Consider the following 20894-nt stretch of genomic DNA (forward strand, 5'->3'; position numbering starts at 1 on the left):
TTTCAACTTTTACATTTGAAATTTAGCATTTTACATTCAATTTCCCTTCTCCAGCTTCAGCAGGAAAGCATATTCCAGGGCTGTTTTTTCCAGCGCCCTGAAGCGGCCGGAGGCGCCGCCATGCCCCGCTTCCATATCCGTTTTCAGCAAGAGCAGGTTATTGTCCGTTTTTAATTCCCTTAATTTGGCCACCCATTTGGCGGGTTCCCAGTACTGCACCTGCGAATCGTGCAGGCCGGTGGTGACCAGCATGTTGGGATAGGCTTTGGCGCTCACATTATCGTAAGGGGAATAGGTTTTCATATACTCGTAAGCGTCCTTGTGCGCGGGATTGCCCCATTCGTCAAACTCGCTGGTGGTAAGGGGAATGCTTTCATCCAGCATGGTGGTAAGCACATCCACAAAAGGCACGCCCGCCAGCACGCCGTGCCAGAGGTCCGGCCGCAGGTTGACGACGGCGCCCATCAGCAGGCCGCCGGCGCTGCCGCCCTGCGCGTACAAATGCTGCGGCGAGGTATACTGCTGCGCCACCAGGTGCTCTGCGCAGGCAATAAAATCCGTGAAGGTGTTCATCTTTTTGAACAGCTTACCGTCCTCATACCATTGCCGGCCCAGTTCCTCTCCTCCCCGGATATGCGCAATGGCAAAGGCAAAGCCGCGATCCAGCAGGCTAAGCCGGACGCTGCTGAAAGCAGGGTCCATGCTGAAGCCGTAGGAGCCGTATCCATACAGTAGCAGCGGGCTGTTGCCATCCTTGCTGAAGCCTTTCTTATACACCAGGGAAATAGGCACTTTGGCGCCGTCCTTAGCCGTAGCGTATAGCCGCTCTGTTACGTAGTTCACCGGGTCATAACCGCCCAGCACCTCCTGCCGTTTCTTCAGCTCGCTTTTGCGCGTTTCAATGTTATAGTCGTAAGTGGAATTGGGCGTGGTCATGGAGGTATAGCTGTAGCGCAGCTCCTTCGTGTCCATTTCGGGATTGATGCCGATCTCCGCCACATAGGCCGGCTCGTCAAAATGCAGGTAGTGATCCTGCTGGTTGAGCAGGTTCAGGATATGCAACCGGGTAAGCCCGTTCCGGCGCTCGCCCAGCGCCAGGAAATCGCGGAACACCTCAAAATTTTCCAGCAGCACATCGGGGCGGTGGGGCATTACCTCCTTCCAGTGATCCCTGCCGGTTTTATCCAGCGGGCATTCCATCAGCCGGAAATTCTGCGCCTGCCAGTTGGTGCGGACATAAAAGCGGTCATCCAGGTGCTCAATATCATACAGCATGTCCTTTTGCCGGGGCTGGAAAACCCGGAAATGCCCCTGCGGCTGGTCCGCTTCCAGTATCCTGCTTTCGGAGGACAAGGTGCTGGTAGAGCGGATCACGATGTATTTACCGGATTTGCTGCGGCTCACATCCACATCAAAGGTCTCGTCCTTCTCCATAAATACCTGCTCGTCCCTGTCCGGGGCCTCACCTAATTTGTGGCGCAGAATGCGTTCTTCACGCAGGGTTTCCGGGTGCTTGCGGGTATAGAAAAAGGTTTGATTGTCATTGGCCCAGGCCGCCTCGCCATTGGTGTCGGGAAGGGCATCGGGCAGTATGCGGCCGGTTTCCAGCTCCTTTACATACAGCACGTATTTGCGGCGGCTCACGGTGTCCACGCCAAATGCCAGCAGCCGGTTGTCCGGGCTTACCTGCAGCCCCTGCACATGATAGTAGGCATGTCCCTGCGCCAGTTCGTTCACGTTCAGCATCACTTCCTCATCGGCTTCCAGGCTGCCTTTCTTACGGCAGTAAATGGGATATTCCTTCCCGCTTTCATAACGGGTATAATAGTAGTAGCCGTTCTTCAGGTAGGGCGTGCTGGCGTCCGTTTCCATAATGCGCCCGCGCATCTCTTCGTACAGCTTTGTACGTAGTTCCCGTTGCGGCTGCATGATGGTATCCAGGTAGGCGTTTTCCGCCTGCAGGTAGCTGATCACCCTGGGATCGGCCCGGTCGTTCATCCAGTAATAGTTGTCAATACGGGTGTCTCCGTGTATAGTGAGCTTTTTGGGGACTTTAGGCGCTACCGGCGGCGCAACGTTCGTTTGTTCCGTCATGGTACTCTTTTTCTCCTTACAGCCCATCCCTATCAGGGTGACGCATAGCAGGACTGCAAAACCTGGGGGATGTTTCATAAAATCTGAATTAATAGTCGTAACACCAGCGTTTCGTTTAAGCATGAATGTTACGAATATTATTAATTGTTAATTATTCATTATTAATTATTTGCATAGCAACCGGGTCCCAGTGGATCACCTGCTTTTTAAAATAGCTTTCATTGGTGAGCAATGCCGGCCCGGCCGCCCGCAGGCCAAAAGTGGCGTCTTCCACTACCGGCTTGCCGGAGCGCATGGCTTCAAAGAAGTTCACAAAATGATCATAGCGGTCGTCATAGCCCTCCGGTGCGGCAAACCTGCTTTCGGAAGTGTCTGCCTTGCGGGTGGACGGCGGGTATTTGGCGTCGTACTGTTTTACATAAGCCTCCTGCATCTCCTTCGTAAAGGTGTTGTAGGTATCCCATCCACCGTAGCCGGGCGCTTCGGGCAGTTTGTGCTTTTTGAGGCGGAAATCGTTCCAGCCCATTTCTATCATGCCTTCGGTGCCGATAAAACGGGTATGGCCGCCACCGCCGCTGCCATCTGCAAAATTCACGCGCAGCGTGGTCTGGAAAGCGGGGTGGGTGTCTGTTTCCGGGTAATCGAAGATAGCCACCACCAGGTCGGGTACATCGCGCCCGTCCTTCCACTGCACCAGGTTGCCGCTGGCAAAGATGCGGGAAGGTCCTGCGGAGCCGGTAATGAAGTGCAGGCCGGAGATCAGGTGCACGAACAGGTCGCCAGGCACGCCGGTGCCATAGGCCTGGTAATTACGCCAGCGGAAAAAGCGCACCGGGTCAAAGGGCACTTTGGCGGTATCTTTCAGGAAGGCGTCAAAATCAATGGTGGAAGGGCTGGCATCCGGCGGGATGGAATATTGCCAGGCGCCCAGCGCATCATGCCGGTCATAACGGGCTTCCACGATATTGAGCTGGCCTATTTCCCCGGCCCTGTAGCGCTTTTGGGCCTCCGCCAGGGCCACGCTGCTTACGCGCTGGCTGCCTACCTGGAACACGGCCTTGTTGCGCTTTTGCGCGGCAATCACTTCATGCCCTTCTGCTATCTGCTGCACCATGGGTTTCTCGCAATACACGGCCTTGCCTTTGTCCATGGCCTGTATGGAAATGGTATCGTGCCAGTGATCAGGGGTGGCTACAATGATGGCGTCTATATCCCTGCGCTCCAGCAGCTCCCGGAAATCGCGGGTGGTAAAAACCTGGGAGCCGTATACCTCCTTTACTTTCTGCAGGTGGCCGTCATACAGGTCTGCAGCAGCCACAAACTCCACCCCGGGCACTCTCAGCGCACAGTCTACATCACCAAAGCCCATAATGCCCATGCCAATGCAGCCCAGGCGTATTTTATCATTAGCGGATACACGCGTATGAGGTTGCAGGAGCTGCACCGGCTCCTTTCCCAGGGCGGCCAGGGAGCCGGCGCCCAGCATGGCAGCGGTACCGCCCAACTGTTTAATGAACTTTCTGCGGGAATTACCTGACATAATTTAGCTTTTAAGACGTGGATAGATCAGTATATAATAATAACAAGAAATCGGAAGAAAACAAAAAAGCTGCCCGTTATCACAGGCAGCTTTCGTATGCTCGTCAATAATATATTCCTTATTTCTCGTAGGTAAAGCCGGCGCGGATCAGCTCCCGGTTCAGGCGGGCGATGTTGGTGAGCGATATCTCCTTGGGACATTCCGCTTCGCAGGCCCCGGTGTTGGTGCAGCTACCAAAACCTTCCTTGTCCATCTGTGCTACCATGTTCAGCACGCGGGTGCTTCTTTCCGGGTCTCCCTGGGGCAGCAGCGCCAGTTGGGATACCTTGGCGGAAACAAACAGCATGGCGGAAGAGTTCTTACAGGCAGCTACGCAGGCGCCACAGCCGATACAGGCGGCGGCAGCAAAGGCCTCATCCGCTTTATCCTTTGGAACGGGAATGGCGTTGGCGTCTACGGCGTTACCGGTGTTCACGGAGATATAGCCGCCTGCTTCTATAATACGGTCAAAAGCGCCCCTGTCCACCGTCAGGTCTTTCAGCACGGGGAACGCGCCGGCTCTCCAGGGCTCCACGGTGATGGTATCGCCGTCCTTAAAGGCGCGCATGTGCAACTGGCAGGTGGTAGTGCCTGCCCAGGGGCCATGTGCGCGGCCGTTGATATGCATGGAACACATACCGCAAATACCTTCACGGCAGTCGTGGTCAAATGCTATTGGTTCTCTACCTTCATTGATCAGGCGCTCATTCAGCACGTCAAACATTTCCAGGAAGGACATTTCAGAAGAAATGTCTTTTACCTGGTAGGTCTCAAACCCGCCCTGATCGTTTTTATTCTTTTGCCTCCACACTTTTAATGTGAGGTTCATCGTATAATGTTCCATTGTTATGGCTGTATTGTTAATTGTTAAATTGTTATTCCCTCAGTTTATCTCTTGTATATTTAATTAATAAATTAATTGATTGTGGTAACTTTTGCAATTCGCAAAAGATGTAATCATATTGTTCCTTTGTCACTAATCTCCTCATCTTAGACTTCTCATTCCAGTCCAAACATTCAATAACGGAACCTCTACTTATCCTGTAAAAATTTATTTTATCTTTTTTAAAATGCCTTCCAAAACCCTCTGCTATATTGGCAGATATGGAATCTGTAGCGTTTATAAATTGCTTCCCTATTGTAGCTCTGGCTAAATTATCCCAGGTACTTACCACATTCCAGACATAGTTACTTAAATGAAAAGCAGTTTTATAAGCATTTATGTCGTTTAATTTCAAATACTTTCTTGCTTCCATGGATGAAACTTCAAAGGAGCTAACAAAAAAAACTATTTAAAATTCTACATGGCAATAGATAACCATTTAACTATTAAACCATTCAACCATTATTTATAAGAACGTTGCGTAGGCTTGCACTCTTCGAACACCAGCGGCTCTTTGTGCACTACATAGTTACTGTCGCCTTTGTACTCCCAGGCAGCTACATAGCTGAAGTTGGCGTCGTCGCGCAGGGCTTCGCCGTCCTCTGTCTGTGACTCTTCCCGGAAGTGGCCGCCGCAGGATTCGCGGCGTTCCAGGGCGTCGATGCACATCAGCTCTCCCAGCTCCAGGAAGTCGGCCACACGGCCGGCCTTTTCCAGCTCGGGGTTGAACTCGCCGGCGGCGCCGGGTATGCGCACCTCTTTCCAGAACTCCGCACGCAGGGCTTTGATCTCTTCTATCGCCTGCTTCAGTCCCTGCTCGTTACGGGCCATGCCGCATTTGTCCCACATGATCTTGCCGAGGCGCTTATGGAAATGATCCACGGATTTAGTGCCCTGGATGCCCATCAGGCGCGCAATATTATCTTTCACCTGCTTTTCTGCTTCCTCAAAGGCCGGGTGGTCTGTAGGGATAGGCTTGGTGCGGATCTCGTCGGCCAGGTAGTTGCCGATGGTGTAAGGGATCACGAAGTAACCGTCTGCCAGGCCCTGCATCAGCGCAGAAGCGCCCAGGCGGTTAGCGCCGTGGTCAGAGAAGTTGGCTTCGCCCAGGGCGTATAAGCCGGGCACGCTGGTCATCAGCTCATAATCCACCCACAGCCCGCCCATGGTATAGTGCACGGCCGGGTAGATGCGCATGGGCACCTGGTAAGGATTTTCGCCGGTGATCTTTTCATACATCTCGAAAAGGTTGCCGTATTTCTCGGCCACCACTTCCATACCCAGTTGGCGAACCTGCTCGGCGGTAGGCGATTCCAGGCCGCGTTTGCCGGCTTCTATCTTGCCATAACGCTGTATAGCGGCGGCATAATCCAGGTACACGGCCTGTTTGGAGCTGCCCACCCCGTAACCGGCGTCGCACCTTTCCTTGGCGGCCCTGGAAGCCACGTCGCGCGGCACCAGGTTACCGAAGGCGGGATACCTTCTTTCCAGGTAGTAATCCCTTTCATCTTCGGGAATATCGTTCGGTTTGCGGTTGTCGTCCTTTTTCCTGGGCACCCATATACGGCCGTCATTACGCAGCGACTCGGACATCAGCGTCAGCTTGGACTGGTGGTCGCCGGATACCGGTATACAGGTGGGGTGTATCTGTGTAAAGCAGGGATTGCCAAAGTAAGCGCCTTTCCGGGTGGCTTTCCAGGCAGCGGTTACGTTGGAGCCCATGGCGTTGGTGGAAAGGTAGAACACGTTACCATAGCCGCCGCTCGCAATGATCACTGCATGACCGAAATGACGTTCCAGCTCGCCGGTGATCAGGTTGCGGGCAATGATGCCGCGGGCCTTGCCGTCTATCGTCACAATGTCCAGCATTTCGTGGCGGGCGTAGAGCTTTACATTACCCAGGGCTACCTGGCGCTCCAGGGCGGAGTAGGCGCCCAGCAGCAATTGCTGGCCGGTCTGGCCGGCAGCATAGAAGGTACGCTGCACCTGGGTGCCGCCGAAGGAGCGGTTGCTCAGCAGGCCGCCGTATTCGCGGGCAAAGGGCACCCCCTGCGCCACGCACTGGTCAATGATATTGCCGCTCACCTCAGCCAGGCGATGCACATTGGCTTCGCGGGCGCGGTAGTCGCCGCCTTTTACGGTATCATAAAACAAACGGTATACAGAGTCGCCATCGTTCTGGTAGTTCTTGGCAGCATTGATACCCCCCTGCGCGGCAATGCTGTGCGCACGGCGGGCGCTGTCCTGGAAGCAGAATGCTTTCACTTTATATCCCAGTTCTCCCAGGGAGGCTGCTGCGGAAGCGCCTGCCAGGCCGGTACCCACTATGATCACTTCCAGGCTACGCTTATTCGCAGGGTTCACCAGCTTACAATGCCCTTTATAATTTTCCCATTTTTTATCTAACGGGCCGGCAGGAATTTTTGCGTCCAACATAATATGTCAAAAATTTGAAGGTAAAGCAGTACGGGTTATTTAAAATATATCACAAGAGGAATAAGGGCGAAGCCCAGCGGAATAAGGATCCCGAACAACCATACCCCTGTGAATTTGATCAACCCGTTATACTTCACATGATTTAAGCCGAAGGTTTGAAAAGCGCTTTTAAAGCCATGTACCAGGTGGAAGGAGAGCGCCACCATACCGATCACGTACAGGGCTACCAGCCAGCCCTCCTTAAAAGCGGTCTGTACTACGGTGTACAGGTCTTTCACAGGCTGCCCGGTGGCTTCGTAGCTGATAGTGGGCAGGCTGCCGTAGTGAAACCGGTACCAGAAATTGGCCAGATGCACTACGATAAAGATGAGCAAAACGCTGCCCATCACAGCCATCTGGCGGCTGAACCAGGAGGAGGTCTGGTTACCGGGGTTCATGGCGTACTTCACCGGGCGGGCCCGCTGGTTGCTGAATGTAAGCTGCAGCGCCACAACCAGGTGCAGCAGGATCACGATCTTCAGGCCCCAGGCAATGAACTGGATCAGGCTGTTGTGCCCCATAAAGGCAGCGTAGCTGTTGAAGGCCTTGCCTCCATCGTTGTACAGCAGTTGCACGTTACCGGCCAGGTGTACCACTATAAAGCTGCAAAGGAACAAGCCGGTAGCGCCTACTAATAATTTCTTACCAATGGAGGTGTTAAAGAATTGTGACCACTTCATATAAAATTCGAGCTTCCTTATAAAATAATATGATAATATATTCCGAAATGTCGGGCAAATTTAATTCAGGAAAAATTAAATCCAAATGATATTTCTCAGTTTTCAGGTTTATCCCTGTTCCAGCCGCCGCATCATCAGGTTATCTATCATATTATACAAATGTTGCGGCTGATAGGTTCTCCACCTGTCATTGTCTACCAGGTGCACGTAATGGTCCAGGTGAGCCTGCACAAACTCCTGCCGGGTCTGTTCCGGCATGTTCAGGCTCACGATCCAGCCGCCGTCGTCCCGGATATCCTCCCACCATTCCTCGTAATAGCAGTCGTCGGAGGAGTGAAAGTTCATGACATTCTCGGTGATCAGGATGAACTTTTTGATGCCGTGGGCGATCATCAGGTCCACCACCTCCCTTTTGAGGGTCATCACATCATTCTCGATCGCATCGTTCCACTCGCCCAGCACCTCGATGATGGCAAAATTGAACTGGTAGTCTGCAAACAGTATTTTCAGGTACAATGTGCGTGATCCGAACTCATCCCACTGGGGATGCACATAATAATTATATACGGTATTGGAAAATTCAAACTCGCTGTATTCCCTACCATAGAACGGCGACAGCTCGTCCTCTTCTGCAGTATATAAATGCCGCCAGTTGTAATATGGTTCTATATCATGCATGGGTCTTCCTTCACAAATTTAACTGATCCTGCTATATTCCTCTATGGCCTTCCTTACGCTGCCGGCTTTGAGCAGCCATTCTTTCGCTGTATCGTAATCCGTAAGCTGCAGCTTTTCCATCAGCATTTTCACACCCCGGTCTACCAGCTTGTCGTTGCTGAGCTGCATGTTCACCATTTTGTTATCTTCTACTCTGCCCAACTGTATCATCACAGCCGTAGATATCATATTTAGTACCAATTTTTGGGCCGTACCGCTTTTCATGCGGGTGCTGCCGGTCACGAACTCCGGCCCTACCACTACCTCCACCGGGTAGTCTGCCGCTGCCGACAGCGGGGCGCCGGGGTTACAGCAGATGCTGCCGGTAATGATGCCTTCCTGGCGGCACCTTTGCAAAGCGCCGATCACGTAGGGCGTGGTGCCGCTGGCGGCAATGCCCACCACTACATCCTTTTCGGTAATGTTAAATTCCTGCAGGTCCTTCCAGCCCTGCTCCCGGTCGTCTTCCGCAAACTCCACGGCTTTGCGGATGGCGGCGTCGCCCCCGGCTATCAGGCCTATCACCAGGCCATAGGGCACGCCAAAGGTAGGCGGGCACTCCGATGCGTCTACAATGCCCAGGCGGCCGCTGGTGCCTGCGCCCAGGTAGAACAACCGCCCGCCGGCCAGCATCTTGTCTGCTATGGCCGCTATCAGCGCCTCGATCTGTGGAATCACCTTAGCTACCGCCTGCGGCACCGTCTGGTCCTCCTGGTTGATAGCGGTCAGTATTTCCGGGATGCTCATCTGCTCCAGGTGACGATAGCGGGAAGTTTGTTCTGTTACTTTTATAAAAGACATTCCTTTTTGGATTTGTGTTTCGTTTATTATCTCTCCCCCTCATGATATTTCACCAGCCCTTCCATGGGATTGCGTAATACCGATCCCAACTGCAGCTCGTACAGCTCGCAAAGCGCCTGCAGCACGTCCCTGAAATGCCAGGCAATGCTGCCGGTGAAGTGCAGGGGGTGGGTCCAGCTTTCGCGGTATTTATAAATATGATTGAAAAAAAAGTCGTTCAGCCCATCTTCCAGTATATTCTCCACCATGTAATGGCCCCTGTTCTCTCCCAGGAATTCCGCAAAGCTGGCCAGGTAACGGTTGGCCATGGGCTTGCGGTACACATGCTCCAGTATCTCGTCCTTGCTGGTGTGGTACTTTGCATCAAAGCGGGACAGCAGCTCGTCATCAAAGGAATGATAACAATAGTACTGCAGCAGCTTTCTGCCCAGGTAGGCGCCGCTGCCCTCATCGCCCAGTATATAGCCCAGACCGGGATTATTATGTACGATGGTGGTGCCGTCGTAATAACAACTGTTGGAGCCGGTGCCCAGTATGCTGGCGATGCCGGCGCTATGCTGGCACAGCGCCCGGGCGGCGGCCATCAGGTCGTGCGAAACGGAAACGGCGGCGGCAGGCCACACGGCCCGCAGGGCGGTTTCCATGATCTGTATGCTTTTGGGCTGGGAACAACCGGTGCCGTAATAGAAAATTTCTTCTACCTGTACACCCGGCGGAAGCTGCGGCAGCAGCTCCTTTTCCAGGATATCGCGCACCTGGGGGGCCGTCAGAAAAAAGGGACTGATCCCCTGTGTCTTATAACGGAAATGCTCCTTTGCTGTCAACAAGCTCCAATCTGCCTTGGTAGAACCACTATCTGCTATCAGCTTGACCTTTACAGGCATACCCGTTGTTTTATGAAATTAATGAAGCGCAATATAATTATGCTATTTTTGTCACAATTTAAATAAAACGGAATTACATATACAAATGCTGCTGAAAATAGCCTAAAGCTGAAAGCAGAAAGCTTAAAGCTGATTGCTGCGGATAAATTCGCTACGGTCAGCTTTCTGCTTTATACTTTCAGCTTTAAGCATAATACAAGAAATTATGTTGAAGAACAGAAAGCTGAATGTTTTTTTGCCGCTCTTATTTGCCGTGGTGCTGGCGCTGGGCATGTACCTGGGACACAAGATGCCGGGCGCAAAAAGCGGGGCTACCGCCATCCTCTTTAACCGGGGCAACCGCAGCGCCTTACAGGAAACCATGGACCTGATCAAAGTAAAATACGTGGATACCATGCAGGTAGCCAACCTGCAGCAGGAGGCGATAGAAGGCCTGCTCAGCCACCTCGACCCGCACTCCGTATATATTCCCCCCTCCAGCCTGGCAGAAGTGAACGAAGACCTGGAAGGCAATTTTGAAGGGATTGGCGTGGAGTTCAATATCACGGAAGATACCGTTAATATCGTAGCCGTGCTGGCAGGCGGCCCTTCGGAAGCGGCAGGCGTGATGACCGGCGACAAGATCATTAAGGTAAATGACAGCCTGGTGGCGGGCAACGACATCACCTCCGACAAGATCCGCAAGCTGCTGCGCGGCCCCAAAGGCTCTGAAGTAAAAGTAACCATGCTGCGCCAGCAAAAGCTGGTGGACATCACCATCAAACGCGGGGTGATCCCCCTGCTGAGCATTGACGCCAGCTACCTGCTGACACCCGGCATCGGCTACATCAAGATCAGCAAGTTCTCCGCCACCACCTACCAGGAATTTATGGACGCCATCCGCGGCCTGCAGCGAAAGGGTATGGAAAAGCTGGTGATAGACCTGCGCCAGAACCCGGGCGGCTTCCTGGACGCTGCCACCCGTATTGCAGACGAGCTGCTGGACGGGAATAAGCTGATCCTATATACACAGGGGAAAAGCTACCCGCGTACCGACTATAAATGCGAAAAGCCCGGCCTGTTTGAAAAAGGAGAGCTGGCCATACTGACGGACGAAGGCTCCGCCTCCGCCAGCGAAATACTGGCCGGCGCCGTACAGGACTGGGACCGCGGGCTGATCATAGGACGGCGCACTTTTGGCAAAGGGCTGGTGCAGGAACAATTTGACCTGAGCAACGGCGGGGCTTTACGGCTCACCGTGGCCCGCTATTACATTCCTTCCGGCCGCAGCATACAAAAACCTTATACCAACGGGCGGGAAGCTTATGATGAAGATATCGTGAACCGCTTCAACCACGGCGAGTTCCTGAACCGCGACAGCATCAAACCAACGGACACCATACCCTACAGAACGGCCAAGGGCCGGGTTGTGTACGGCGGCGGCGGCATTACGCCGGACATTTTCATCCCGTTTGATACCAGCCGGTTCTCTCCCCTGCTAACGGAAATGTACACACGCAATACTTTTGCCAATTTTGCATACCAGTACTATAATACGCACCGGGAAACTTTCAGCCGCTACCAGGATGCGGCGGCCTTCAACAAACAGTTCAGCATAAGCGATGCGCTGTACAATGATTTCAAAAGCTTTGCCCGGGAGGAAAAGGTGCCGGGGCTGCAAAATATAACGGCGCATGACGAAACGGAGATACGCAACCGTATCAAAGCCATGCTGGGGCGGCAATTGTTCCGTACAGAAGGGTTTTACGAAGTGTTTAACGCCACGGATGCAATGGTGAAGCGGGCGATAGAAGAGTTAAAACAGTAAGCACATCCGCACATAAAAAAGCCGCCCCGAAAGAGACGGCTTTTTTTCTACTAACTTCTTGCAAGAAAGTTATGATATAACTTATCTTACGATTAGTGATGCTCAGCGCCTTCAGCAGCAGTATCAGCTACGGCAGCGGAATCAGCAGGCATAGCTACAGAGTCAACTACAGGCTCAGCAGACAGGGTATCTACTGCTTCAGTAGCAACGGAATCAGTGGTAGCTTCAGAAGCGCCGCTATTGCAGGCAACAAAGAACAAACCTGCAGCGATGGCAAACACGAATAATTTTTTCATACTTTGTAAGTGATTAGTTTTAAGATCGTGCAAATTTATATAAATATTTTTGAATATAAAATAGATATTTTTATAATACGTTCTTTTATATTTATTTCGCCCGTTCTCTTATTTCTTCCTGAAAAATAATTTCACCGGAACACCTTCAAAATCAAAGTTTGCCCGTAACTGGTTCTCCAGGTAGTTCTTATAAGGCTGCTTCACATCATCCGGCAGGTTGCAGAAAAAGGCAAAGGCCGGGGTATGGGTAGGCAACTGGGTCACGTATTTAATGCGGATAGGCGTGCCCCTTACTACCGGCGGGTGGTAGGCCTCAATGGCCTTCAGCATCACATCATTCAGCCTGGAGGTGGGTATCTTGCGCTGGCGGTTGTCATATACCCGCAGCGCTTCCTCGATGGCCTTGAAAATGCGCTGTTTCTGCAAAACGGAGGTGAAGACGATGGGCACGTCGGAGAAAGGCGCCAGGCGCTGCTTCAGCTCCTTTTCATAGTCGCGGGCGGTATTGGTCTCCTTTTCCACGAGGTCCCATTTGTTCACCAGTATCACCATCCCTTTTCCCTTGCGCACCGCCAGGCTGAAAATGCTGAGGTCCTGGGCGGTAATGCCTTTGGCGGCATCCAGCAGCAGCATGCACACATCCGCCTCGTCCATCGCTTTAATGGCGCGGATCACGGAATAGAACTCCAGGTCCTCGTGCACGCGGGCCTTGCGGCGCACACCGGCGGTGTCTATCAGCACAAAATCCTTCTGGAACAGCTTGTAATGCGTATGGATGGTATCGCGGGTGGTGCCGGGAATATCGGATACAATATTCCGCTCCTCTCCTATCAGCGCGTTCAGCAGGGAGGATTTCCCTACGTTCGGCTGGCCGATAATGGCTATTTTGGGCAGTTCGGCGTCTGCCTGGCCGGCCTGCTCCGCGTCATCCGTGATCAGGGCGGCTACTTCATCCAGCAGCTCGCCGGTGCCGCTGCCGGAAATGGAAGACAGGAAGAACAGCTTGTCAAACCCCAGGCTGTAAAACTCGGCAGCTTCGAGTTGCCGCTCGCTGTTATCCACTTTATTCACCACCAGGAACACCGGTTTGGAGGAACGGCGCAGCAGGTCCGCCACGTCCGCGTCCAGGTCGGTAATGCCGGTGGTCACATCGCACATGAACAGCAGCACATTGGCTTCCTCCATGGCTATTTTCACCTGCTTGCGGATCTCCCGCTCAAACACGTCCTCGCTGTTTGCCACAAAACCGCCGGTGTCTATCACGTTGAACGTTTTACCGTTCCACTCGGCAATACCATATTGCCGGTCGCGGGTTACGCCGCTCACATCATCCACGATGGCCTTACGCTGCTCCAGCAGGCGGTTGAACAGGGTGGATTTCCCCACGTTGGGACGGCCTACGATGGCTACTGTAAATCCTGACATACTTTTAAATTTATGCTAATAGCCGTATTCCCTCAGATACGTATCATTATCCCTCCACTTGCTCCTTACTTTCACAAACAGCTCCAGGAATACCTTGCGGCCAATGAATTTTTCGATGTCCTGCCGGGCGAGGGTGCCCAACTGGCGGATGGATTTTCCCTTTTCTCCCAGGATAATGGCTTTCTGCGTTTCGCGGGTCACCACGATCTCCGCTGATATTTTTGTCAGCGTCTCTTTTTCCTGGAACTGGGAAACCACTACCGTGGTATGGTAGGGGATCTCTTCCTCGAACAGGTGGAATATTTTTTCCCGGATGATCTCCGCTACAAAAAAGCGTGTAGACTTATCCGTTAAAGTGTCTTCGGGGTAGAAGGGCTCGCCTTCCGGCAGCCGGGCCACAATTTGCTCCAGCAGCTCTTTTATGCCCACGCGCTGCATGGCGGAGATCGCTATTACGGGCGCTTTGCCCCAGGCTTCGCAGCGGGCTTTCAGGGCGGCCAGCTCTTCTTTTTTGAGCAGGTCTGTCTTATTCAGCACCAGGATGCGGTTCACCTTCAGCTTCAGGGAGTCGAACAGTTCCAGGCTTTCCTCTACCCGGTCCTTTGCATCCATAATGAGCAGCGCCACATCCGCATCTTCCAGGGCCGACTTAACCGCACCCATCATTTTCTCGTGCAGGCGGTACCTGGGGTCGATGATACCGGGTGTGTCCGAAAAAACGATCTGGTAGCCGGGCTCCGTTACAATGCCGGTAATGCGGTGGCGGGTGGTTTGCACCTTGGGCGAGATAATAGCCAGCTTCTCGCCCACCAGGGCGTTCAGCAGGGTGCTCTTGCCTGCATTGGGCTTACCGAAAATATTTACAAATCCCGCTTTGTGCATAAAATCCTGCTCAAACTTACATAAATAAAAAAAAGCCGAATTACTTCGGCTCTTTTTGTTTTAGTAGCGAGGAGAGGATTCGAACCTCTGACCTTCGGGTTATGAGCCCGACGAGCTACCTCTGCTCTACCTCGCAATGAGGTGCAAAGGTAAGGGGATGATTTTTTAATACCAAATATTTTTCAAAGAAATTGTTTTTCAATTTATTCTTTCTATCCTTCATTTGGTCCAACGAAGCAGGCCAGCCTGCGGCTGGCCCACCCGTTTCATGCTTTCTTTACATCAGAACGGCAGATCATCTGCAGGCTGCTCCATGGCAGCATCGTCCTGCATGGCGCCGGCAGTTTGCCGCTGGCGGTCCTCCTCGCGCCGGCCTCCGCCCAGCAACTGCAGGTTCATGACGCGCAGGCGCAATTGCCCCACCATTTCACCAGCACTGTTGTTATATGCATCCACACTGGGAAATCCTTCCACATACACCTGCGTGCCCTGCGTAAGGTAGGGCGCCAGCGTATCCTTTTCCCATAATGCACAGTCTACCCAGGTGGTGCGCTCCTGCTGCACGCCCTGCTGGTTTTTAAAGCGCTCTGTATGCGCCACGCGGAAACTTAATACGGATTTGCCATTAGCTTCTCTTTGAACGGCATCTTTTCCCAAATAGCCGATGAGCTGAAGTTTGATCATCAGATTAGATTTAATTGGTTGGTTTAACGAAAAAGGTTTTGAAAAATCAGAGAGAAGTGCAGTTGGAAGGTAGCATAAAATCATTAACCTGAAAAATATTTTATTTTTTTAACCATAGCACACCTACCTTTGCAGTATCACTTTTCATTTGGGGTGCCTTACTGTCAGGCTGAGATCACACCCATTGAACCTTGGACCAGGTAATGCTGGTTAGGAAAAAAGGACTACTGATGAAACCGAGCAAGATTACTTTTCCCATATAAGGGCATATTAATGCGAGGTTCCATCCGGCCAGTAAAAAATCTAATACAACGGATGAAACATTTAATGCTTTTAATGCTGCTTTGCAGCAGCGCTGCGCTGTACGCCCAGCAAACCATTACCGGTACCGTTACCGATAAGACCACCGGCCAGCCTTTGGAGGGCGTTTCCATGATCATTGACGGCAACACCGCCAGCGGGGTGCATACCAATGCCAGCGGCCGCTACCAACTGACGGCTCCCGGCAAAGGCGCGTACCGCCTGCAGGCCAGCTACCTGGGTTACCGCACCTACACTACCACGCTGCAGGCCGGACAGGCGCCCGGCCAGCTCAACATTGCGCTGGAAGAAACCGGCCTGTTCGTAGAGCCGGTAGAGATCAGCAGCCTGCGCGGCGGCAAACATGCACCTTTTACCCGCTCCACGCTGGACGCAGCGGACATCAAACAACAGAACCTGGGACAGGACCTGCCCGTTTTACTGAACCAACTGCCCGGCGTGGTGACCAGCTCCGATGCTGGTAACGGTATCGGCTATACGGGTATGCGGGTGCGCGGGTCAGACATTACCCGTATCAATGTGACCGTAAACGGCATCCCGATCAACGATGCGGAATCGCAGGGCACCTTTTTTGTAAATATGCCCGACTTCGCTTCCTCTGTCAGCAGCATACAACTGCAGCGCGGCGTAGGCACCTCCACCAACGGCGCCGGCGCATTCGGGGCCACGCTGAACCTCAGCACCAACGAGTTCCGGGACAAAGCTTACGGGGAGACCAGCAACAGCTACGGCTCCTTCAATAGCTGGAAACATACGATAAAGGCCGGCTCCGGCCTGATCAACGACCACTTTACCGTGGATGCGCGGCTTTCAAAGATCAGCTCCGACGGGTACATAGACCGGGCCAGCTCCGACCTGCGCTCTTTCTATACCTCCGCCGCCTACATCTCCAAAAAGACCGCCATCCGACTGAACGTGTTCTCCGGCAAGGAAAAGACCTACCAGGCCTGGAATGGCGTGCCCGAAGCGCTGCTGAAAACAGACCGGACCTACAACTCCGCCGGTACCGAAAAGCCCGGCGAGCCCTATGATAATGAAACGGACAATTACCAGCAGGATCACTACCAACTGTTCCTGAACCAGGAGATCAATGCGCATCTTAACTTCAACGTAGCGCTGCACTATACGCGCGGCAGGGGCTATTATGAGCAGTACAAAGCGCAGGAGCTGTTCACCGGTTACGGGCTCACGCCGCCCGTCATTAACGGTCAGCCGGTAGACACCACCGACCTGGTGCGGCAACTCTGGCTGGATAATTATTTCTATGGCACCGTCTTTTCCGTGAACAGCACCGGCCACCGGCTGAACTGGAGCCTGGGCGGCGGCTGGAACCGGTATGACGGCGAGCACTATGGCAAGATCATCTGGGCGCAGTACGATATTGACAAGGACCACAAATACTACGACCTGGACGCGTTTAAAACGGACCTGAACATTTACTGGAAAGGCGAGGCCAGCATTACGGACGCCCTGCACCTGTTTGCAGACCTGCAATACCGCACGGTGCGCTACAACATAGACGGTTTCCGGAACAACCCTTCACTGATCCAGCACAATACCTATCACTTTTTCAATCCCAAAGCGGGACTGTATTATTACCTGGACGACCGCAGCCGGGTATATGCCTCTTTTGCCATCGGCAATAAGGAGCCCAACCGCGATGATTTTGAAGCAGGACTGGAGCAAACGCCTCAACACGAAACCCTGCGGAACGTGGAAGCGGGATATGTGCTGCGCAGCAACCGCCTTAACCTGCAGGCCAATGCCTATTACATGAACTACAAAAACCAACTGGTGCAAACGGGCAAGCTGAATGATGTAGGCGCCTATACCCGTACCAATATTCCCAAAAGCTACCGCGTCGGTATAGAGCTGCAGGGCAGCGTTCGCCTGAACAGCGTGTTCTCCCTGGCGGTAAATGCGGCCTTCAGCCGGAATAAAGTGCAGGATTACACGGCATATATCGACAACTACGATGCGGGGAAACAGGACACTATCTCCTACGGCGACCAGGATATCGCCTTCTCCCCTAACGTGGTAGCGGGCTATACCCTTACCGTAACGCCGGTAAAAAACCTGCGCCTGGATGTACTGGGCAAGTACACCGGCCGGCAGTACCTGGACAATACGGGCAGCAAAGCCCGCAGCCTGGACGCTTACTACGTGAACGATGTACGCGCCCTGTATACCATACCCCAGCGCCTGTTCAGGGAGCTGAGCCTGCAGGTGATGGTGAACAATGTATTCAACAAAAAGTATGAGCCTAACGGCGCCACCTATACGTGGATAGCAGACGGGCAGGTAGTATCCGATAATTACTACTACCCGATGGCCGGCACCAATTACCTGGTGGGGTTAACGGTAGGATTCTGACCTATTGCAGGAGGCGGCTGATGGCCGCCTCTACTTTTTCAAAGGGGAAGCCTTTTATCACAGTTTCCATCAGCTCCTTTACCTGTTCAGTACAAAGATTGCCAATGCTGCCGGCATGGGTATGGTGTACTTCCTTCTGCGGTACGAAAGTGCCTTTTTCAATATCCATGCCCACCTGGCGGTACGCCTCCCGGAAGGGAACGCCTTCCAGCACCAGTTTGTTTACCACCTCCACGCTGAAGAGGTAGCGGTACTTTTCATCTTCCAGGATGTTCTCCTTTACCTGCATATGCCCTAGCATGAGGCCGGCCATCTGCAGGCAGTTGCGCAGCACCTGGAAAGCAGGGAACAGGTTCTCCTTGAGCAACTGCAGATCGCGGTGGTAGCCGGAGGGCAGGTTGGTGGTCATCATGGCGATCTCGTTGGGCAGCGCCTGTAATTTGTTGCCATAAGAGCGGATCAGCTCCCAAACATCCGGGTTCTTTTTATGCGGCATGATGCTGGAGCCGGTGGTCAGCTCATCCGGGAAGCTGATAAAGCCGAAGTTCTGGTTCATGAACAGGCAGGCATCCATGGCCAGCCTGGCCAGGGTAGCGCCCAGGCCCGCCAGGGCAAAGGCTACGGTCTTTTCCGTTTTACCGCGCCCCATCTGGGCATATACAACATTATAATTGAGCGTGTCAAATCCTAAGAGATGGGTGGTCAACTCACGGTCCAGGGGGAACGAAGAACCGTAGCCGGCGGCGGAGCCCAGCGGGTTTTTGTTCACCACCTTGTAAGCGCCCTGCAGCAGGGTCAGGTCGTCTACCAGGCTTTCCGCGTAAGCGCCCAGCCACAGCCCGAAAGAGGATGGCATGGCTACCTGCAGGTGCGTATAGCCAGGCAGCAGCACATCTTTATACAGCTCGCTTTTCTGCTGCAGCAGGTCAAAGAGTTGCTTCACCTCCCCGGTCAGCGTTTGCAGCTCGCTCCGCAGGAACAGCTTCAGGTCCACCAGCACCTGGTCATTACGGGAACGGCCGCTGTGTATCTTCTTGCCTACTTCTCCCAGCCGGCGTGTGAGCAGCAGCTCCACCTGGGAGTGAATATCCTCCACCCCTTCCTCCAGCACAAAATGCCCGTCCCCGATCTCTGTATAGATGTTTTTCAGCTCCTGCTGCAGTACTGCCAGCTCCTCCGCCGTCAGCAGCCCGATCTTTTCCAGCATCGCGATATGCGCCAGGGAGCCCAGCACATCAAAAGGGGCCAGGTAAGCGTCCATTTCCCGGTCCCTGCCTATGGTAAACTGCTCTACGGCAGCCAGGGCGGATTTATCTTTTTGCCAAAGTTTCATGTGTTCATGTTTAAAAACCGTATTTCGCAAATATCCTTTCCTTTATCTCCGGCCATTCGGCTTTCAGTATGCTGAAGTATACCGTGTTACGCAGGCTGCCGTCGGAGCCCACCATATGATGGCGCAGGATGCCTTCCTGCTGCGCGCCGATGCTCAGGATGGCGTTGCGGGACCGGGTGTTCAGCTCATTCGTTTTCAGCTCCACGCGGTTCAGTCCCATCACCTCAAAGGCGTGCTGCAGCATGGCGAATTTCATGGCTTTATTCAGGCCGGAGCCCTGCAGGGGCGGGTCTATCCAGGTGTAGCCGATCTCCGCGCGCCTGTGCGACTGGGAGATAGCGGCAAAGCGGGTACTGCCGGCCACCCGGTTCTCCCGCCTGTCAATGATCACAAAGGGAATGGCCTCTCCCCGCTCCCGGTCTGCCAGCGCCGTTTGCACATATTTTTCCAGGTCGGCTTTTTCCTGCACCTTAATGGTGGACACCTTCCACAATACCGGCTGCAAAGCCACCGGCAGCAGGCCCTCTATATCCGCTGCCTGCAGCGGGCGCAGGAGCACGCGTTTGTTTTCCAGCACAGGATAAAAGTCCATCTTATACAATTTGTTCCAGCAATTTAATATAAGTATCAATACCCTCCCTGATCTCGTCCAGGCCAATGTACTCATCCGCCGTATGGGAACGGGCGGAATCGCCCGGGCCTATTTTTATGGAAGTGGCGGGTATCAGCGCCTGGTCCGAGGTGGTAGGCGATCCGTACCAGCTTTTGCCCAGTTGCAGCCCGGCCTGCACCACCGGGTGATCCAGCGGTATGCCGGAGGGGCGCATGCGCATGGAGCGCGGCGTTACCTCGCAGCTTACGTGCTGCCGGATGGTGTCCAGCACTTCTTCCAGTGTATACTTCTCCGTTACCCGCACGTCTGCCACGAAGGAGCAGTCGGCCGGCACCACATTGTGCGCCTTGTTGGAGGTGTTGATCACGGTGACGGTCATTTTAACGGGACCCAGCGTTTCCGACACTTCGGGAAACTGGTATTGCTGAAACCAGTTGATGTCCGCCAGCGCCTTGTAAATAGCGTTCTCGCCTTCGTTGCGGGCCGCATGCCCGGCTTTGCCCCGGCTCACGCAGTCCAGCACCATCAGCCCTTTCTCCGCAATGGCCAGTTGCGTTTGTGTAGGCTCGCCTACAATGGCCAGCTCAATAGGCGGCAACTGCAGCAATATGCTTTCTATGCCGTTGGTACCGCTGATCTCTTCTTCCGCGGTAGCAGCCAGCACCAGGTTGTAACGCAGGTCCTCCCGCCCGTAAAAATGCAGGAAAACGGCGATCAGGCTCACCAGGCAGCCGCCGGCATCGTTGCTGCCCAGGCCATACAGCTTATTGTCTACAATGTCCGGGCTGAAAGGATCGCGGGTATATTGCGGGTTCGGTTTTACAGTATCGTGATGGGAATTAAGCAGGATCACGGGCTTTGCGGGATCAAAATATTTGTTCTGCGCCCAGATATTGTTGAGGTGCTGCCGGAAAGACACGCCCTTTTCCGCCAGCATGCTGCCGATCAACTGCGCTGTGCCCTGCTCCTCGCGGCTGATGGAGGGCGTGGCGATCAGTTGCTGCAGCAGTTTTACAGCATCTTCATATAACTGTTGGTTCCACATAG

Annotated in this window: 18 protein-coding genes and 1 tRNA gene; 2 read left to right on the forward strand and 17 right to left on the reverse strand. The window is 53.5% G+C overall.

Going from position 1 to position 20894, the window contains the following annotated elements:
• Nucleotides 1-36: 36 nt before the first annotated feature.
• From LX66_RS26690 to LX66_RS26730, 9 genes are all read right to left on the reverse strand, one after another.
• On the reverse strand, nt 37-2172 hold the full coding sequence (locus LX66_RS26690) for a S9 family peptidase (RefSeq protein ID WP_145719223.1): 2136 nt from the start codon (nt 2170-2172) through the stop codon (nt 37-39).
• A gap of 73 nt (nt 2173-2245) precedes the next feature.
• Complete coding sequence (locus LX66_RS26695; protein WP_145719225.1) at nt 2246-3634, reverse strand: Gfo/Idh/MocA family protein; 1389 nt, start codon at nt 3632-3634, stop codon at nt 2246-2248.
• 118 nt (nt 3635-3752) lie between these two features.
• The gene (locus LX66_RS26700; protein WP_145719227.1) at nt 3753-4517 is read right to left on the reverse strand and encodes a succinate dehydrogenase/fumarate reductase iron-sulfur subunit; all 765 of its coding nucleotides are present in this window, start codon (nt 4515-4517) and stop codon (nt 3753-3755) included.
• A 31-nt stretch (nt 4518-4548) separates the two neighbouring features.
• A complete protein-coding gene (locus LX66_RS26705; protein WP_145719229.1) occupies nt 4549-4929 on the reverse strand; it encodes a four helix bundle protein in 381 nt (126 codons plus the stop codon).
• Between the two features lie 89 nt (nt 4930-5018).
• Nucleotides 5019-6992 (reverse strand): fumarate reductase/succinate dehydrogenase flavoprotein subunit, encoded by a 1974-nt coding sequence (locus LX66_RS26710; protein ID WP_145719231.1) that lies wholly within the window; start codon nt 6990-6992, stop codon nt 5019-5021.
• A gap of 35 nt (nt 6993-7027) precedes the next feature.
• Nucleotides 7028-7711: a succinate dehydrogenase cytochrome b subunit gene (locus tag LX66_RS26715; RefSeq protein WP_145719233.1), complete on the reverse strand. Its 684-nt coding sequence runs from the start codon at nt 7709-7711 to the stop codon at nt 7028-7030.
• 108 nt (nt 7712-7819) lie between these two features.
• A complete protein-coding gene (locus LX66_RS26720) occupies nt 7820-8389 on the reverse strand; it encodes a hypothetical protein (RefSeq protein WP_145719235.1) in 570 nt (189 codons plus the stop codon).
• Nucleotides 8390-8407: 18 nt separating this feature from the next.
• Complete coding sequence (gene murQ, locus LX66_RS26725; RefSeq protein ID WP_145719237.1) at nt 8408-9229, reverse strand: N-acetylmuramic acid 6-phosphate etherase; 822 nt, start codon at nt 9227-9229, stop codon at nt 8408-8410.
• Nucleotides 9230-9255: 26 nt separating this feature from the next.
• Nucleotides 9256-10113 (reverse strand): N-acetylglucosamine kinase, encoded by an 858-nt coding sequence (locus tag LX66_RS26730; RefSeq protein ID WP_145719239.1) that lies wholly within the window; start codon nt 10111-10113, stop codon nt 9256-9258.
• A gap of 205 nt (nt 10114-10318) precedes the next feature.
• Between LX66_RS26730 and LX66_RS26735 the strand changes: the two genes are divergently transcribed.
• Nucleotides 10319-11920, forward strand: coding sequence for a S41 family peptidase (locus tag LX66_RS26735; protein WP_244620525.1), 1602 nt, complete (start codon nt 10319-10321; stop codon nt 11918-11920).
• 92 nt (nt 11921-12012) lie between these two features.
• Here the strand turns inward: LX66_RS26735 and LX66_RS26740 are convergent, their stop codons facing one another.
• The 5 genes from LX66_RS26740 to LX66_RS26760 form a co-directional block, all read right to left on the reverse strand.
• Nucleotides 12013-12216: a hypothetical protein gene (locus tag LX66_RS26740; protein ID WP_145719241.1), complete on the reverse strand. Its 204-nt coding sequence runs from the start codon at nt 12214-12216 to the stop codon at nt 12013-12015.
• A gap of 108 nt (nt 12217-12324) precedes the next feature.
• Nucleotides 12325-13641, reverse strand: coding sequence for a ribosome biogenesis GTPase Der (gene der, locus LX66_RS26745; protein WP_145719243.1), 1317 nt, complete (start codon nt 13639-13641; stop codon nt 12325-12327).
• A gap of 15 nt (nt 13642-13656) precedes the next feature.
• The gene (gene era / locus LX66_RS26750) at nt 13657-14523 is read right to left on the reverse strand and encodes a GTPase Era (RefSeq protein WP_145719245.1); all 867 of its coding nucleotides are present in this window, start codon (nt 14521-14523) and stop codon (nt 13657-13659) included.
• Between the two features lie 64 nt (nt 14524-14587).
• A tRNA-Met gene (locus LX66_RS26755) sits at nt 14588-14659 on the reverse strand.
• 146 nt (nt 14660-14805) lie between these two features.
• The gene (locus LX66_RS26760; RefSeq protein ID WP_158642775.1) at nt 14806-15207 is read right to left on the reverse strand and encodes a single-stranded DNA-binding protein; all 402 of its coding nucleotides are present in this window, start codon (nt 15205-15207) and stop codon (nt 14806-14808) included.
• Between the two features lie 315 nt (nt 15208-15522).
• Here LX66_RS26760 and LX66_RS26765 point away from each other — a divergent pair, with 315 nt between their 5' ends.
• Nucleotides 15523-17901: a TonB-dependent receptor gene (locus LX66_RS26765; protein WP_145719249.1), complete on the forward strand. Its 2379-nt coding sequence runs from the start codon at nt 15523-15525 to the stop codon at nt 17899-17901.
• Between the two features lies 1 nt (nt 17902).
• On the opposite strand, the gene argH is transcribed toward LX66_RS26765, so the two are convergent.
• The 3 genes from argH to LX66_RS26780 are packed head-to-tail and all read right to left on the reverse strand — an operon-like array spanning nt 17903 to nt 20892.
• Nucleotides 17903-19234, reverse strand: coding sequence for an argininosuccinate lyase (argH, locus tag LX66_RS26770; RefSeq protein ID WP_145719251.1), 1332 nt, complete (start codon nt 19232-19234; stop codon nt 17903-17905).
• Between the two features lie 10 nt (nt 19235-19244).
• On the reverse strand, nt 19245-19826 hold the full coding sequence (locus LX66_RS26775) for a GNAT family N-acetyltransferase (protein ID WP_158642776.1): 582 nt from the start codon (nt 19824-19826) through the stop codon (nt 19245-19247).
• A gap of 1 nt (nt 19827) precedes the next feature.
• Nucleotides 19828-20892, reverse strand: coding sequence for a M20 family metallo-hydrolase (locus LX66_RS26780; RefSeq protein ID WP_145719254.1), 1065 nt, complete (start codon nt 20890-20892; stop codon nt 19828-19830).
• Nucleotides 20893-20894 lie beyond the last annotated feature (2 nt).

The organism is Chitinophaga japonensis (assembly GCF_007830125.1).
Lineage (GTDB): Bacteria > Bacteroidota > Bacteroidia > Chitinophagales > Chitinophagaceae > Chitinophaga > Chitinophaga japonensis.

Bases quoted from the DNA above. Each gene is read 5' to 3' on its own strand.
- LX66_RS26690 (WP_145719223.1), bottom strand. From the start codon at position 2,172: ATGAAACATCCCCCAGGTTTTGCAGTCCTGCTATGCGTCACCCTGATA.
- LX66_RS26695 (WP_145719225.1), bottom strand. From the start codon at position 3,634: ATGTCAGGTAATTCCCGCAGAAAGTTCATTAAACAGTTGGGCGGTACC.
- LX66_RS26700 (WP_145719227.1), bottom strand. From the start codon at position 4,517: ATGGAACATTATACGATGAACCTCACATTAAAAGTGTGGAGGCAAAAG.
- LX66_RS26705 (WP_145719229.1), bottom strand. From the start codon at position 4,929: ATGGAAGCAAGAAAGTATTTGAAATTAAACGACATAAATGCTTATAAA.
- LX66_RS26710 (WP_145719231.1), bottom strand. From the start codon at position 6,992: ATGTTGGACGCAAAAATTCCTGCCGGCCCGTTAGATAAAAAATGGGAA.
- LX66_RS26715 (WP_145719233.1), bottom strand. From the start codon at position 7,711: ATGAAGTGGTCACAATTCTTTAACACCTCCATTGGTAAGAAATTATTA.
- LX66_RS26720 (WP_145719235.1), bottom strand. From the start codon at position 8,389: ATGCATGATATAGAACCATATTACAACTGGCGGCATTTATATACTGCA.
- murQ (WP_145719237.1), bottom strand. From the start codon at position 9,229: ATGTCTTTTATAAAAGTAACAGAACAAACTTCCCGCTATCGTCACCTG.
- LX66_RS26730 (WP_145719239.1), bottom strand. From the start codon at position 10,113: ATGCCTGTAAAGGTCAAGCTGATAGCAGATAGTGGTTCTACCAAGGCA.
- LX66_RS26735 (WP_244620525.1), top strand. From the start codon at position 10,319: ATGTTGAAGAACAGAAAGCTGAATGTTTTTTTGCCGCTCTTATTTGCC.
- LX66_RS26740 (WP_145719241.1), bottom strand. From the start codon at position 12,216: ATGAAAAAATTATTCGTGTTTGCCATCGCTGCAGGTTTGTTCTTTGTT.
- der (WP_145719243.1), bottom strand. From the start codon at position 13,641: ATGTCAGGATTTACAGTAGCCATCGTAGGCCGTCCCAACGTGGGGAAA.
- era (WP_145719245.1), bottom strand. From the start codon at position 14,523: ATGCACAAAGCGGGATTTGTAAATATTTTCGGTAAGCCCAATGCAGGC.
- LX66_RS26760 (WP_158642775.1), bottom strand. From the start codon at position 15,207: ATGATCAAACTTCAGCTCATCGGCTATTTGGGAAAAGATGCCGTTCAA.
- LX66_RS26765 (WP_145719249.1), top strand. From the start codon at position 15,523: ATGAAACATTTAATGCTTTTAATGCTGCTTTGCAGCAGCGCTGCGCTG.
- argH (WP_145719251.1), bottom strand. From the start codon at position 19,234: ATGAAACTTTGGCAAAAAGATAAATCCGCCCTGGCTGCCGTAGAGCAG.
- LX66_RS26775 (WP_158642776.1), bottom strand. From the start codon at position 19,826: ATGGACTTTTATCCTGTGCTGGAAAACAAACGCGTGCTCCTGCGCCCG.
- LX66_RS26780 (WP_145719254.1), bottom strand. From the start codon at position 20,892: ATGTGGAACCAACAGTTATATGAAGATGCTGTAAAACTGCTGCAGCAA.